The 13,704-nt window shown below is 45.1% G+C and carries 12 protein-coding genes; 6 read left to right on the top strand and 6 right to left on the bottom strand.

Annotated elements, in window-relative coordinates; translation table 11 throughout:
* Nucleotides 1-119 precede the first annotated feature (119 nt).
* Nucleotides 120-1,613, bottom strand: coding sequence for a lytic polysaccharide monooxygenase (locus tag GL2_RS20305; protein ID WP_232053696.1), 1,494 nt, complete (start codon nucleotides 1,611-1,613; stop codon nucleotides 120-122).
* 980 nt (nucleotides 1,614-2,593) lie between these two features.
* Between GL2_RS20305 and GL2_RS20300 the strand changes: the two genes are divergently transcribed.
* Nucleotides 2,594-3,583 (top strand): right-handed parallel beta-helix repeat-containing protein, encoded by a 990-nt coding sequence (locus GL2_RS20300; RefSeq protein WP_143732550.1) that lies wholly within the window; start codon nucleotides 2,594-2,596, stop codon nucleotides 3,581-3,583.
* 171 nt (nucleotides 3,584-3,754) lie between these two features.
* Here GL2_RS20300 and ahpF read toward each other — a convergent pair whose 3' ends face one another.
* Nucleotides 3,755-5,296 (bottom strand): alkyl hydroperoxide reductase subunit F, encoded by a 1,542-nt coding sequence (gene ahpF / locus GL2_RS20295; protein WP_143732549.1) that lies wholly within the window; start codon nucleotides 5,294-5,296, stop codon nucleotides 3,755-3,757.
* Between the two features lie 77 nt (nucleotides 5,297-5,373).
* Complete coding sequence (ahpC, locus tag GL2_RS20290; RefSeq protein WP_143732548.1) at nucleotides 5,374-5,940, bottom strand: alkyl hydroperoxide reductase subunit C; 567 nt, start codon at nucleotides 5,938-5,940, stop codon at nucleotides 5,374-5,376.
* A gap of 455 nt (nucleotides 5,941-6,395) precedes the next feature.
* Between ahpC (GL2_RS20290) and GL2_RS20285 the strand changes: the two genes are divergently transcribed.
* Complete coding sequence (locus tag GL2_RS20285) at nucleotides 6,396-6,887, top strand: hypothetical protein (protein ID WP_143732547.1); 492 nt, start codon at nucleotides 6,396-6,398, stop codon at nucleotides 6,885-6,887.
* A 29-nt stretch (nucleotides 6,888-6,916) separates the two neighbouring features.
* Entirely contained in the window at nucleotides 6,917-7,660 is a 744-nt protein-coding gene (locus tag GL2_RS20280; protein WP_143732546.1) for a 2OG-Fe(II) oxygenase, read from the top strand.
* 222 nt (nucleotides 7,661-7,882) lie between these two features.
* On the opposite strand, the gene ahpC (GL2_RS20275) is transcribed toward GL2_RS20280, so the two are convergent.
* On the bottom strand, nucleotides 7,883-8,449 hold the full coding sequence (ahpC, locus tag GL2_RS20275; RefSeq protein WP_143732545.1) for an alkyl hydroperoxide reductase subunit C: 567 nt from the start codon (nucleotides 8,447-8,449) through the stop codon (nucleotides 7,883-7,885).
* A gap of 226 nt (nucleotides 8,450-8,675) precedes the next feature.
* On the opposite strand from ahpC (GL2_RS20275), the gene GL2_RS20270 reads away from it, so the two are divergent.
* From GL2_RS20270 to GL2_RS20260, 3 genes are read left to right on the top strand one after another with little or no spacing between them, the layout of a single operon-like run.
* Nucleotides 8,676-9,992: a DUF2157 domain-containing protein gene (locus tag GL2_RS20270; RefSeq protein ID WP_143732544.1), complete on the top strand. Its 1,317-nt coding sequence runs from the start codon at nucleotides 8,676-8,678 to the stop codon at nucleotides 9,990-9,992.
* A complete protein-coding gene (locus tag GL2_RS20265; RefSeq protein WP_143732543.1) occupies nucleotides 9,989-10,531 on the top strand; it encodes a GDYXXLXY domain-containing protein in 543 nt (180 codons plus the stop codon). Before GL2_RS20270 ends, GL2_RS20265 begins: the two co-directional genes overlap by 4 nt.
* 14 nt (nucleotides 10,532-10,545) lie before the next feature.
* Nucleotides 10,546-11,175 (top strand): CPBP family intramembrane glutamic endopeptidase, encoded by a 630-nt coding sequence (locus GL2_RS20260; protein WP_172621221.1) that lies wholly within the window; start codon nucleotides 10,546-10,548, stop codon nucleotides 11,173-11,175.
* Nucleotides 11,176-11,347: 172 nt separating this feature from the next.
* Here GL2_RS20260 and GL2_RS20255 read toward each other — a convergent pair whose 3' ends face one another.
* Both GL2_RS20255 and GL2_RS20250 read right to left on the bottom strand, forming a co-directional pair.
* Nucleotides 11,348-11,980 carry a hypothetical protein gene (locus GL2_RS20255; protein ID WP_143732541.1) on the bottom strand — a complete coding sequence of 211 codons (633 nt, stop codon included), beginning with the start codon at nucleotides 11,978-11,980 and terminating at the stop codon, nucleotides 11,348-11,350.
* 966 nt (nucleotides 11,981-12,946) lie between these two features.
* On the bottom strand, nucleotides 12,947-13,651 hold the full coding sequence (locus tag GL2_RS20250) for a 2OG-Fe(II) oxygenase (RefSeq protein ID WP_143732540.1): 705 nt from the start codon (nucleotides 13,649-13,651) through the stop codon (nucleotides 12,947-12,949).
* Between the last annotated feature and the right edge of the window lie 53 nt (nucleotides 13,652-13,704).

The following is a 13,704-nucleotide window of genomic DNA, read 5'->3' as shown; positions in this document are numbered from 1 at the left end:
AAAGCCTCGGGGTTTCCGAGGCCTCCTTTTAACTTATAAACTGGAAAGGGTTTAGGGGGCTATGTCAGTTGTCATAATTCCCCCTAAGTCAGTGAAATACAAGTTACTAATAGGGTGGCTTAGCGCCAAACTCCCCATTGCCCAGTTGTGCCAGGTTCCTCGCCCCTTGTCCACCAGCCAGCAGTCCAGGTTTTACCGTCGTGCGTTACAGTGTCACCGGCAGTGTAGACTTGATTGCTATCCCATGCCTGATCAGTTGGGTCCGTTGGATCAGTGGGGTCAGTGGGGTCAGTGGGAGTTGAGGGTTCAACTACAAAAGAGTAGACCTCATCATCTGTCGCAGAGTCACCGCTTACGGTTAGCTTGAAGCTTAACTCATGGCGTGCATTTGTCAGGCTTGACGTATCAATAACCAGCGCACCACTAGGTCCAGTTGCAGTTTCAACAGGGCTTCCACTTACCTGTGACCATTCGGTATCAGTGATATTTCCTGTGCTTTCTCCCGGTGAGAGCACCAGTAAATCCCCGTGTTCCACCTTGGCTATGTCGAGAGGTTTTAAAACCTTAGGCGTGATAGCGGCTATTAACTCACTTCCATTGCTCGTGATAGTGAACTCGCCGGAAGCACGTGAATCTTTGGAGTTGAAGTAGTTTCCATGTAAATCACCCTGGAAATACATGTAGTGATTCATCTCCTCATGCCAGCGGCCAATAAAGACATTTCCATTGTGATTTGATTGATACCAACCGGTAACCTGAGAGGCCAGCAGTCTATCCCAATCATTTTTATTGTCTTCGGTAATTGCCAGTGAGAATGATGAATGTTCCTCTCCATTTTTATTGAATACTGTATAATTTACTGTGTCACCGACTTCAACTGAGTCTAAATTAACTTCTTGAGGAATAAAGGTGTTGCCTTGGATAAGGTATGGCTGACCATCATCGGGGTCTGGCTCAGTGGGGGGCTCAACGTCACCATTTACAATGGTGATGTCACTACAGTTATAGAAGCCTTCTCCAGCTGCGTCTTCTCGCTGCCAGCGTACAAATAAAATTGCATCGCCGACCCTGTCTTGGGGGATAGTAACATTCATGCGATATTGACCATTCACGACAGGTACATCGCCAACTTCCTGAATAAGTTCCAGGTCATCCCAGGCCAGAGATTTTGACAGATCAGCATTAGGTTTCGTTAAATAAAACTCCCAGAATGAAGGGTTGTGCGGGGCTGTTGCAGTGAATACATATTCGAATGTTCCCGCGTTGACTTCAACCCGAGTCCAGCCTTCAGTTGCTGCACCCATGCCCTTTTTTTGTGGGTCATTGGCATAGCAGAGAGTCCCATCGGGGATAGCACTTTTTACAGCAGAAAAGTTATTGTAGTCAGGTATGTTAATTGAGAATTCATTGTGCTGCTGGAAGGGGTAAGACCCAGAGATAGATTTAGCTTGTGCACAAGCGGGATTTGGTGGTGTCCCAGACCATATATTACCCTGGTCATAGCAGATTTTTTGCCTGGCCTTAGGGTATTCAGACCAGCCATGAGCTTGCACCTGCAGACTGAAAGGTATCAGTAGTATTGTTGCAAAGGCACATTTCGTTCTTAATTGCATAAAATTACTCCTGGTTTCTATTATTTTCATGAGCCTTTTTAAGGCTTAAAAAAATTTAAAAATTAATCTATGGCAGTGTTTGAATTGCTGCCTGACATTCTGCATTGCTCAGGAAATCTCAATAATAATGCGCTGATCAAGCCTGAATGGTATTTTAAATGTAATTTCTCGGCATAAACTGTGAAGCATGTTGGTTTTTACGGGCCTGCAATTATTGTTGCTTAGTTATAGGTTCTAACTGAATGACGCCTTTGGCTAAATTTATGAACTCGTTCACTAACGCTAATTGAACAGACCAGTAGTTTTAGCTCGGGTTCCCTTTGGTGGGTAGAGATTCACTTATCCAGTTAAATTTCTTTCTAAATTCTCGGGGGGAAGTATTTAAGGGCGTCTCTGATGTATTGGATTTATTGGCATTTTGTGACAGAGGTAACTGTGGTTTGGGAAGGTAATATGTAAGTAATTGGAATAAAGTTCTGAATTTTTATCTTAAATTAGGACAATGCGAGACAGTGTTCAGTATCGAACAGGAGTTCTTGATTACCAAGGTGGCGGTGCTTGCATTGAATTGAGATTGATCTTTTACCCCTGAAGATTATTAGAGTTGAGGTCTTGCATAAAAATAACTTGACAGTAAGGTTTTTCAGCGAAGCAAGTGTTGATGTCGCATCGGATTGATATGATGGGCTCTCAATAAATGGATTGAAAGTGTTTTTAGCGCCTTTATATGGATCTATAGCGGAATGCTCCAATAAAGCTATCAGAAATTTTCATAACTGCTCTATATGGTCCACTGGAGCTCTGTGCGTTTATATATCTATTTTGCTGTGAGCTTATTGAAATTATTCAAATTTAGTATTATTGATAAAATGTAATTAATATTATTTGTGGTATTTTTCTTCAGTGCTGTCAGATGCTTTCAGTCTCTGGCTGGGTATGTTTGTTGGCATTGAATACTTTTAAACTAAAGGGAATTTATCATGAAGATTATGGTTTCTAATTTAATTAAACCACCTGTATATGCCTCTGTACTGATGTGTGCATTTTTTCAATCCTCTTATGCGCTTGCCGTTGAGTGTGGCGAAACTATTTTTACTCCAACTTTCCTGTTGGAGGAATTGAACTGCCCATTAACAACTGACAGTCCTTATGCGCTAACTGTAGTTGGCCCGACTGGATATTTAAGGATGTTAGGTGGTGGTAAGATAACGTGTGACAACTCTCTCGGTGCTGGTATTGCTGGGGTACGGGTAAAGGGTTTGTCGTCAATTGTAACTGGTGGGGAAATAAACTCTTGCCCAACTGGGGTAATTTTGGAAGGGGTTGGGTCACATACAGTTTTGAATACAAAGATTCTTGACTTCGCGCTTGATGGGGTTGAGGTTGTGAGTAGTTATAATTTCATTTCTGGGGCTAAAATATTGGGACCAGAGGTTGGGGTTTCAGATGATGGGATTTTTATTAAAGAAGGGAGTGATTACAATACTATAAGTAATAATTATATAGATGGCGCCGGAAATGACGGCATCTTGGTTGATGGAGAGTTTGCTGTTATAACACTCAATGAGATAAAAAACAGTGGAAGTGATGGGGTGGAAATTAGTGCAGAAAACACTTCGCTCACTAACAACTTGATAATTCTAAATGACGATGATGGTGTAGACATAGAAACTGGTTTTAATACAATTTCGGGGAACTTTGTTGAGGGGAATAAAGAGGGCGGCATCGATATAGATGCTGCTGTAACTGACAACTTGATAAATCGTAATACTGTTTTAGATAATGCTACTGTAGGAATAGAGGTTTCGAGTAGTGCCACAAATAACACGGTAAAAAATAATACTGCATTGGACAATGGAGAGGATGATTTGGTAGATTTAAGCGAAAATGCAGAATGTACAAATCAATTTAATACTTGGAGTAATAATACAGCAGACACTTCTGATCCGGACTGCCTAAAAGATTTGTAGTTCTTTCAACTCCTCTCTTTATTTTTGCACTGAGAGTAGCAGATAAAGGAGTATCCTTATTGACGGGTATTATTCTGTTTAAGGGTGAGCTACTTATAGTTCGAGGTTGTACCGAGTTAAATAAAGGCCGGTCAAAGACCGGCCTTTATTAGTTGCTTCTGGTTACTTTACTTAGGAGCGAATCAGATAGTCAAAAGCTCCCAGTGCGGCTGTGGCCCCTGCACCCATAGAGATTACAATCTGTTTGTAAGGTACGGTAGTGGCATCACCAGCGGCGTAGACGCCGGGGATGGAGGTTGCTCCGCGCTCGTCGATCACAATCTCACCCATACGGTTCATCTCTATATCGGTTTCCTTAAGGAATTCCGTGTTTGGTACCAGGCCAATCTGTACAAAGACACCGGCCAGATCGAGCTTTTTGCTCTCGCCTGACTCTCGGTCAGTGTAGGCAAGGCCGTTGACCTTGTTGCCATCGCCCAATACTTCAGTGGTTTGTGCATTGACGATAATATCGATATTGCCCATCAGCTGTGCCTTGCGCACTAATACTTCATCTGCACGCAGTTTATCGGCAAATTCTAGTACGGTGACGTGTTCAACGATTCCGGCAAGGTCGATAGCTGCTTCGATACCGGAGTTGCCTCCGCCAATCACTGCTACACGCTTTCCTTTAAAGAAGGGGCCGTCGCAGTGGGGGCAGTAGGCTACGCCCTTGGTACGGTATTCTGCCTCGCCAGGAACGCCCAGCTCTCTCCAGCGTGCACCGGTGGCCAGTATTACTGAGCGGCTGGATAGGGTGGCGCCACTTTGTAGTTCAAGGTCTACCAGCTCGTTGCGCACTAAATTTGCTGCGCGCTGGTCGGTGATAATGTCTACACCGTACTCTTTAACGTGTTGCTCCAGGCTGGCTGCGAGCTTGGGGCCCTCGGTATAAGGTACGGAGATAAAGTTCTCAATACCAACAGTGTCCATCACCTGCCCACCAAAGCGTTCCGCTACTAAGCCTGTGCGAATACCTTTGCGTGCGGCGTAGATAGCAGCCGCGGCACCGGCTGGGCCACCGCCCACAACTAAAACATCATAGGGAGCTTTTTCATTCAGTTCTTCAGTTTTGCGTTCTGCGGAGCCGGTATCCAGTTTGCCGACAATTTCCTCAAGGGACATTCTGCCTTGGCCGAAATGTTCGCCGTTTAGGTAGACCGCAGGTACGGCCATTACATTGCGTTGCTCAACTTCCTTCTGAAACAGGCTGCCATCAATCATCTCGTGAGTGATGTTCGGATTGAGGGAAGCCATCAGATTCAGTGCCTGTACTACATCGGGGCAATTCTGGCAGGACAATGAGATATAGGTTTCAAAGTGAAATACACCTTTCAGGTTGCGCACTTGCTCCAGCAATTCGGGGTCTGCTTTCGATGGGTGGCCGCCAGCTTGCAGTAAAGCCAGCACCAACGAAGTAAACTCATGACCCAAGGGAATACCGGCAAAGCTTACACGGGGTTCTTCTCCGGCAGGGGAGATAGCCATACTTGGGGTGCGCTGGGCTTGGCCTTGCTGCGCAGTAATTTTGCTGGAGAGCCCTGAGATTTCATCGACCAGGGTTTCCAGCTCTTTGGATTTTTTACTATTGTCGGTAGACACACGAATCTCAATCGGCTTGACGATATTCTGCAGGTATGTGTCCAGTTGTTTTTTCAGGTTTGCGTCCAACATCGGTGTGTCCTTTCTCTAACAGTTTCAAGTTTGTTGTGGCCCACCTTTTTGGTGGGCCGGGTCAGAGTTATTCGGGGTTAGATTTTTCCTACCAGATCGAGGGAGGGGGCCAGGGTTTCTTCACCTTCCTTCCACTTGGCCGGGCAGACTTCACCGGGGTGTGCGGCAATGTACTGGGCGGCTTTGATTTTGCGCAGCAGTTCGCTCGCGTCCCGGCCAATTCCTCCGGCAGTGATCTCAACGATCTGGATACGGCCTTCCGGGTCGATCACAAAGGTGCCGCGGTCTGCGATACCTTCTTCCTCAATCATCACACCGAAGTTGCGAGTGATGGTGCCGGTGGGGTCGCCAATCATTGGGTACTGGATCTTGCCGATAGTGTCGGAAGAGTCGTGCCACGCCTTGTGGGTGAAGTGGGTATCGGTGGATACGGAGTAGATCTCAACCCCCAGCTTCTTGAACTCTTCATAGTTGTCCGCCAGGTCACCCAGCTCGGTTGGGCACACAAAGGTGAAGTCGGCAGGGTAGAAGAAGAACACCGCCCACTTGCCCTTTACTTCAGCATCGCTGAGGTCAAAAAAGTCGCCATTCTGGAAAGCCTTGGCGTTAAAAGGCTTCAGTTGGGATTCGATGTAACGTGACATGGATAGCTCCTTACTCATCACTGTCTTGTTGGTCGTTGTCTGGGGAACAGGATCCATACTATCGACTGGGCTATATTGATAGAAATTATTAATATAAATGTCAGTGATAGTTTTTATCAATATATATTGATGGATTGATAGTTGAGGAGGGGTGCTTTATATGTGCCGAAGTGGCTCGGCGACGGAGTAGCAGAAATTATGCGACAGATAAAGCTACGGGTAAGCAGGAAGGAGTGGCGTCAAGGATTGGTGCTCAAAACTAGTAGAAATAGTAGCCAAAAGAGCAATAGTAAAACCCAGTTAGGTCTAATTGTATTGGGCATTTAAGCGAGGGCAACCTAGGCTAAATTAATGAGTTCCATATGCGATTATATGGAGGTTTATTTGGGGGATAAAGTAAATGTAGATGACCATGCTTTTCTGAGGTTGATAGTTTTGAGATGAGTGAGGGTAAGATGAATCTACCACTTAATGTTCCAGATTTAGGGGAAATACTAAGAAAGGATAAATATTTATATCTAAGGTCGGATTCAAATCCACTTACTCAGGATAAGCTAAAGGAAATAAACTCCATTGCAGGCAACCTGGACTATGAAGAGGTTTTAGATGGCGATGCAGGTGATAAACATAACCTGTTAGTCGGAAGGCTCAGGAATGATATTGGCCTTCCTGAAGATAGTTCGAAATACATGCAGCAGGTTGATGCAGTTATTAATGACGAGCGGATGCAGCATTTTTATCGGGAGATAACTGGATTTGAGAATGTGTGTATTAGAAGGTGCCAAGTAAATAGGCTAAAGAAAGGAAATTTTGTTGGCTTACATTCCGACATGCAAGGAGATCCAGATAAGCCAGATAGTCACCTGGATTACCTGTTTGCAATAGTGGTGCACTTGGATTCTCATCAGCAGGAGGGGGAGAGACTATTCTTCATTGTTCTGGAGTAGATAAAAAAATAAAAATAGAACCAGGATCTATGTTAATTACTGATGGTAACCTTCTGCATGAAGTTACTCCTTTATCGAAAGGCTATAGGACGACTTTGGTGTATTTTTTGTCCGACAACTTCGGCTTGCCCAGAGAAAAAAGTTTATATAATGATGAGTTACTGAATTTTAAGCATGAACTATTACACCAACCATTGTTTTTCTCTAAGAAAAAAATTCCGTTTACGGATTCTGAATGGCAGGTACTGCGGCAACTTTCTAATGAAGTTGAATATGAAGAGGTGACTCTTAGTAATACTGGTGATACTCATAAAACCCTTGTTGGTAGGGTGGCGTATGACCAATTTGAAAATTACACGCCTAAAATCATTAATCATGAAATTGCGTCAGAGGTGTTCCAAATTTTGTTGTCTGAAAAAATGAGGAAATTCTATAGGGGGATAGTGGGAAGTGATCAGTGGGCAATACCGCGATGTCAATTCACCATTTTGAAAAATGGAGGATTTATTTCTGAGCACCTGGATACAGATACAAATCCACATTATTTTGCCTCGATAGTATTGCATTTTTCCAGTGAATATTCTGGCGGTAAGTATATCTATATGAATTACTTAAGGAATGAGGAGGTGGAACTGCATACAGAGGAAAATTCTATGGTTATCGCTTTAAGCTCAAGATTCCCTCATTATGTTCAACCTGTGAGCAGTGGGGAGCGGCGTGCATTGACATGTTTTTTAACTTTCCCATATTTTCATGGATTTAATGAAAGTTAAAATATTGGGCTCAATTGTAGTGAGCGGGCTACTGAGATGAGAGCCCGTTATGGTCAAGATAATACCTGCTATTAATTTTTGTCCTCTGATAAGTAGAGATGTTAAATATTCAGAGCTTTGGGAGAGGCTTTGGTTCTTGTAGGTTGTTTTTAATAATTTAATGACAATGCCCACCAAAAGGTGGGCAAAGCCAGTTCCAATCCTGTGAGGGCTTGGGAAATCTTAAATCTTACCTACCAGATCGAGGGAGGGCGCCAGGGTCTCTTCACCTTCTTTCCACTTGGCCGGGCAGACTTCACCTGGGTGCGCGGCAATGTACTGGGCGGCTTTGATCTTACGCAGCAGTTCGCTGGCGTCCCGGCCAATGCCACCTGCCGTGATCTCAACGATCTGGATACGGCCTTCCGGGTCGATGACAAAGGTGCCGCGGTCTGCGATACCTTCTTCTTCGATCATCACACCGAAGTTGCGAGTGATAGTACCGGTGGGGTCGCCAATCATCGGATACTGGATCTTGCCAATAGTATCTGAGGAATCGTGCCAGGCCTTATGGGTGAAGTGGGTGTCGGTGGATACGGAGTAGATCTCAACCCCCAGCTTCTTGAACTCTTCATAGTTGTCCGCCAGGTCCCCCAGCTCGGTGGGGCACACAAAAGTGAAGTCGGCAGGGTAGAAGAAGAATACCGCCCACTTACCTTTAACGTCGGCCTCGCTGAGGTCATGAAACTCGCCATTTTGGTAAGTTTTGGCACTGAATGGCTTCAGCTCGGATTCGATATAGCGTGACATGGATAGCTCCTTTAGAAATTCCGTTGTCTGTCTGTGTTCTCTATGGAATCTATACTATTGCTGGGGTCCTCCTAATAAAAATTAACAATTTAAATCCAGCAGATAGCCTCCAGCTATCTGAGACATTTCATTGTGGGTATGGGCGACTTTAGGGATACTCGGCCCTGACACAGGGTGTGGACAATAATTCGCACCGGGGATGGACACTTTTCCGCAGGATGGTGGTATGCGATTGATTCGATTGTTAAAGCATGATCTGGCACGAGAGACCGGGGAGTGGGTGGACGATGGGGTGATCAGTGAGGCGCAAGCTGAATTGATCTGTGCCCGCTACGAGGTGGACTATCACAGGGCCAGGGAGCGCTCCCTCGGATACAACGTACTGGTAGGCCTCGGTTATTTGTTTATTGCCCTGGCGTTGATCACCCTGATTGGCGCCAACTGGGATGAGATTCCCCGCGCACTGCGTATGGGGGGGCTGATTGCTCTCACTGTTGCCACCCAGTGTGTTGCGCTGCGTATATATCTGAAACGCGATCCCCGCGCGGGCGAGGGCCTTTTCCTGCTGGGGAATTTCTTCTTCGGTGCTTCGATAATTCTTATCTCGCAGATTTATCATTTGGGTGAGCATATGCCCGATGGGCTCCTCTGGTGGGCGTTGGGGTGCCTGCCATTTGCCCTGATCACACGGAGCCCCTGGATAGCACTGCAGGCTAATGTGCTGGCATTACTCTGGTTCTTTTTACAGGTCAGAATGGGGTATTACCCGGTACTTTTCCCACTATTTATCCTGGTTTCCCTTTTTGTGCTATTGCGTGGGCGGGTGAATGCCTTATTGCTTTTGGTTCTTCTGGGGAGTATTGGTTTATGGATTGAGTATTCTTTGGCGGAAGTTTGGCGAGTCCAGGAAGACGGCTTTAAGCTGGCCTTACAAGTCGAGAGCCTAGCGGTGGCTATTTCCTTGTTTGTGCTGTTATACATATTTGCTCATTGGCTGGCCCTGAAGCAATCATCAGTTGCCCGTGACTATGCGGCGGTAGTTTCGGTGTGGTGTTTGCGCTTTGCACTGATCAGCTTGCTAGTATTCAGTTTTGAATCCCCCTGGGAGTCGTTGATTGAAGCGGACTGGGACCACTTGTGGTCTATGTGGTTGGTAGTAGTGGTTATGGCCGTAATAACCTTGGTGTTGGCTATGCCGACACGACGCCTGCTATCTACAGGCATTTTTCTTGTGCTATTTGCCGGTGCCCTGGCTTTTGTGAGTACCAGTAATAACCAAGGGCTTGCTGTGTATCTACAGGTGGCTACGAATTTTGCATTAATTGGCAGCGGTATTTGGTTGATTTATCGTGGAATTCACGATGGCATTTCCCACTATTTCTTCCTTGGAGTGATGGCAGTATTGCTCACCGCCTTGTTGCGTTATATCGACCTGATTGGCGATTACCTGGGTGCAGCCCTGATTTTTATTCTATTTGCGGGCCTGTTGTTGGGAGCGGCCAAATACTGGAAGTTCCACCAGGGAAGGGAGGGTACACGATGAAGCAAGGAGTTATCTTAGCCCTGGTTACGGCAATTGCCGCACAATTTTTGATTCTTACGGGCTTGTATGTAAAGGCTCAGGTTCCACTCTGGTCTGGTGAGCCAATCCGGGTGAAGACTACCCCGGTGGACCCCCGCTCAATGTTTCGTGGCAATTACGCCCGCCTGAACTATGGCTTCTCTGAGATTAAGAAGTCAGCTCTGCCTGTTGACAGGCCGGTGCGCCAGGGAGAGGTGGTATATGTTTCCATGAAAATGTCGCCGTCTGGCTTATATGTGTTTTCCTCGGCGAGTTTGAAAAGACCGACTGAGGGTATTTTCCTTAGAGGGCGTCTTACTAACATAGGTGCCTGGCGTAACGACGATAGCTATCGTGTTAAATACGGGATAGAAGCTTACTTCGCACCCAAGAAAAAAGCGCTGCAGCTTGAAAAGGACCTGCGAGAAGGGGGCGTGGCGGAGCTGATGGTGACCTCCAGTGGTCAAGTGAGCCTCAAGTCTGTAGTTGGTGATGAAAAGAGCGATGTACAAAGGAACTGATGGAGCCAGGGCCTATGTCGGAAGGCGAAAAACCAGAAATTGAGAAGCCTAATCAGGTAAAGAGTAGCGCGCGCATTTTTTCCATTATGATGTGGATAGAAGCAGGATGCCTGCTGATCGCCCTGGTGGCCATTGAGCTTTCAGGGATTGAGGTTTCCCTACCGGGTGATACCCCGATACGTTCAATGATTTGGGGCCTTATCGGTGCTTTGGTCACCTTTGCCGCCGTGGTTATCCTGACCCGATCCCATACGTCTGTTGGCCGCACTTTGCGCGGTCATTGCGCGCAGTTAACCTCACTATTTTCCGGGCTTTCCAGTGTACAGATTGTTCTACTGTCTATAGCAGCGGGTGTTTGTGAGGAGCTGCTGTTTCGTGGATTCCTGCAGGCGTGGTTATCGGAGAAGAGCTCTCCGCTACTCGGGTTATTGGGGGCCTCGCTGGTCTTCGGCTTTATGCACTGGGCCTCTTTTACCTATTTCCTGATGACATTTGTTGTGGGTTTGATTTTGGGAATTGCCTATCAGCTAACTGGAAGCCTGTTGGGGGTGATCATTTGGCATACTGTTTATGATGTGCTTGCGCTTATGATGATCGCTTATTATCCGCGCTTACTGGGTTCAGATGTTCAAGTGGCCGAGTAGAGGTTAGTTACAATTTCACCAAATGGGAGTCAATGTCCCAAGGCTTCTCTTAAAATATGTATTCTTTTAAATTGTAGCTGCAGTAGCCAGGCGATTTAGGGAAGGGTAGTTCAGACGCATGTTTTATTGGATAAAACACTAATCCTATACTGAACTACCGCATTTAATTTATTTATTCAATCTCAAAAAAGCCTATGAGCTTGTCTTTGCGACCAATATCCTGAGTGTAGAATGTCCATCTGTCATCATCACCGCGAACGCCAAAAACACGAGCACAAGTATCGTAATAGGCTGTACCTGCTTTTGCTTGCTCCTTCTTGAAGTTTCTTCCTTTTTGACCTGTTTTGGGGCCACCAATTGATAGTCGCCTTGTCCTTTTCACTTCAGGGGTTACTACTTCATTCTCAAGTTCATCCCGTTGTACGCTCCCTTCAATAGTGCCACCATTGGGGACATCTCCAGCAACATGTATAACTGTAACGCTCTTATTTTGATCATCGTGAAATTTGAAGGTCATACGGCAGTTACTCAAGTGCGATGTCATAAAATAAGGAGGACTGTTACTGTCAAGCTTTACTGGAACCGCCTTTTTTCGAGCCCAGGTTAAGTAGGTTGCTTTCTTGTCTGACTTTGGATCCTTTTTCATTAGAATCTTGTTAGGGCCTTTGAACTCAAATTCGATGCTGGTTTCATACGCACCTGCCTGAGAATCAAATTCGGCACTGTTGAAGTCAAGCTCATAGGTCTTAAAAGCCTGCTCCAAATCGTTATCTAAGAGGCTTAAGAAGTTTTCATAACTCGGCATGTCTCTATTCCCTTTTGTTCGTTTTTTGTTCTAAGAAGTATATGGTTGATTATTAAAGTGACAGTGGGTGCAGTTTAATTGAATATAGATTAACAGTCGGTGAATTTTCCAGTTCATCAAATAACAAAATCATTTTGATTATTGAATGTTACTATATGGATGCTGTTCTTGAACTTATCATGTCAATATTTAGGCTGCCACCTAAATAGTTGTAGTAATTACAAGTTCCTAATTTGTTCCTTTTTTACTCCATATTTCTTTCATAATTCCTGTTCCAGGACTAATTTCGCCAGTCAGCATGGAAATATCGCCTCATAATGAAACATCGACTTACTGATAAATTACTTATTTGTCGGAAAGTTATCTTGAGCGAGATCAGCTTTAAGTGTATTTAACCCCAGTTCGGGCAGAGCAGCATTTTCTCTTGAATTGAGTGGGGATGCTTCCTTGCTAAATACTGGCAATTGCCAGCTACATCATTGTGGGCATTATCACCGTCATGACTGTAGCAAATGAGTCCCACATCAGCAGCAGGCGTTGGTCATTCCCGGGATTTACCGAGGGCAATATCCCAGAATAAATTCTATAATGGCGGCTGATATTCCTCCATAAATAGCAACCTCAGCGGGCGACTCATAGTGTTAGGTTTCTCCTTGAAAGACGCAACAATAAAGCCCCGTATAAATTCAACAGTTGATATAGGTCATCTGCCCGTTAAAGTAATGCTGAGGTCAACTAAATGGTTGGGGCCCTGATTGCGCCAATACAAAGTACTTGCCACTTTAGTGTTCAGAGATAGGTGTTCGACTGAAAGAAGTGATGGATTAACTGAGCTGTATCAGTGACGTGCCCGTTGCTGGTGGGAAGGATAAAAACGTACTTATGTCTTGGTACGACAAATGAGATTATGATAGATAAATTGTGGCAAGTATGGAAAGGCCAGAAAAACTGGCCTTATTTGTTTAATTATTGGTTCACACCGTATATCTGTTCGGCCCGATTGAATAAGACCCAGGAGGTTAAAATATACTTATCACCTGATTCAGGTACGTTACCTCTGTGGGTATGAGTAAAGCCAGCTGGCGCAATCACCATCCGGCCAGCTTTCGGCTTTACTGTTTTGTTTTGGTAGTAAAAGTCAGTATGTCCACCTTCATCGACATCGTTGAGATAAAACATAAACAATAGGGCGCGATGCAGTGCCTCATTGTGGGGTGTTTGAGGGAAAATTTCACTGTGCCAATAGGGGTAGCCGCCTTCACCCTTATTATACTTTTGGGCGTTGATATGTCCTATGCGGAATAACTGTTGTATCAAAATGTGCGCTTGAGGTGCGCCCACTTCTTCATAGTTGTCTTGAATGAGCGTAACCGGTTTGCCCGTTTTGGGATGAATGACAGTAAGGCCAAAGGTGCCTATGAGTAAAAAATAGTACTTTTTAAAGTAATGGGCTATATGCTCTGAGGTGTAGTCGACAGTTTTGGCTAAGATATCTTTAAATTCAGGGTGTTGGTTTAAATGGATATCCTTACTGAGTTTTTTCGAAGGATCAACACCCCCTCCTGTTACTCCCTGTACCTGCCTGCCTGGACTTTTCTCAAATGTTTCGATAATTTTCTGACAGAAATCCAAAGGAAGGGCGCCATCATATACTTCGATAAAATCTGTCATACGGGTAGTCCAATTAAACTGCTGAAGTTATACGTCAAGCATTCAATTCTAGG

The organism is Microbulbifer sp. GL-2 (assembly GCF_007183175.1).
Taxonomy (GTDB): Bacteria; Pseudomonadota; Gammaproteobacteria; order Pseudomonadales; family Cellvibrionaceae; genus Microbulbifer.
The sequence above is the reverse complement of the archived record's forward strand: the minus strand, read 5'-3'. Positions and strand labels throughout refer to the sequence as shown.

Excerpts from the sequence above, each read along its gene's own strand:
- GL2_RS20305 (WP_232053696.1), bottom strand. The coding sequence starts at position 1,613 with ATGCAATTAAGAACGAAATGTGCCTTTGCAACAATACTACTGATACCT.
- GL2_RS20300 (WP_143732550.1), top strand. The coding sequence starts at position 2,594 with ATGAAGATTATGGTTTCTAATTTAATTAAACCACCTGTATATGCCTCT.
- ahpF (WP_143732549.1), bottom strand. The coding sequence starts at position 5,296 with ATGTTGGACGCAAACCTGAAAAAACAACTGGACACATACCTGCAGAAT.
- ahpC (WP_143732548.1), bottom strand. The coding sequence starts at position 5,940 with ATGTCACGTTACATCGAATCCCAACTGAAGCCTTTTAACGCCAAGGCT.
- GL2_RS20285 (WP_143732547.1), top strand. The coding sequence starts at position 6,396 with ATGAATCTACCACTTAATGTTCCAGATTTAGGGGAAATACTAAGAAAG.
- GL2_RS20280 (WP_143732546.1), top strand. The coding sequence starts at position 6,917 with ATGTTAATTACTGATGGTAACCTTCTGCATGAAGTTACTCCTTTATCG.
- ahpC (WP_143732545.1), bottom strand. The coding sequence starts at position 8,449 with ATGTCACGCTATATCGAATCCGAGCTGAAGCCATTCAGTGCCAAAACT.
- GL2_RS20270 (WP_143732544.1), top strand. The coding sequence starts at position 8,676 with ATGCGATTGATTCGATTGTTAAAGCATGATCTGGCACGAGAGACCGGG.
- GL2_RS20265 (WP_143732543.1), top strand. The coding sequence starts at position 9,989 with ATGAAGCAAGGAGTTATCTTAGCCCTGGTTACGGCAATTGCCGCACAA.
- GL2_RS20260 (WP_172621221.1), top strand. The coding sequence starts at position 10,546 with ATGTCGGAAGGCGAAAAACCAGAAATTGAGAAGCCTAATCAGGTAAAG.
- GL2_RS20255 (WP_143732541.1), bottom strand. The coding sequence starts at position 11,980 with ATGCCGAGTTATGAAAACTTCTTAAGCCTCTTAGATAACGATTTGGAG.
- GL2_RS20250 (WP_143732540.1), bottom strand. The coding sequence starts at position 13,651 with ATGACAGATTTTATCGAAGTATATGATGGCGCCCTTCCTTTGGATTTC.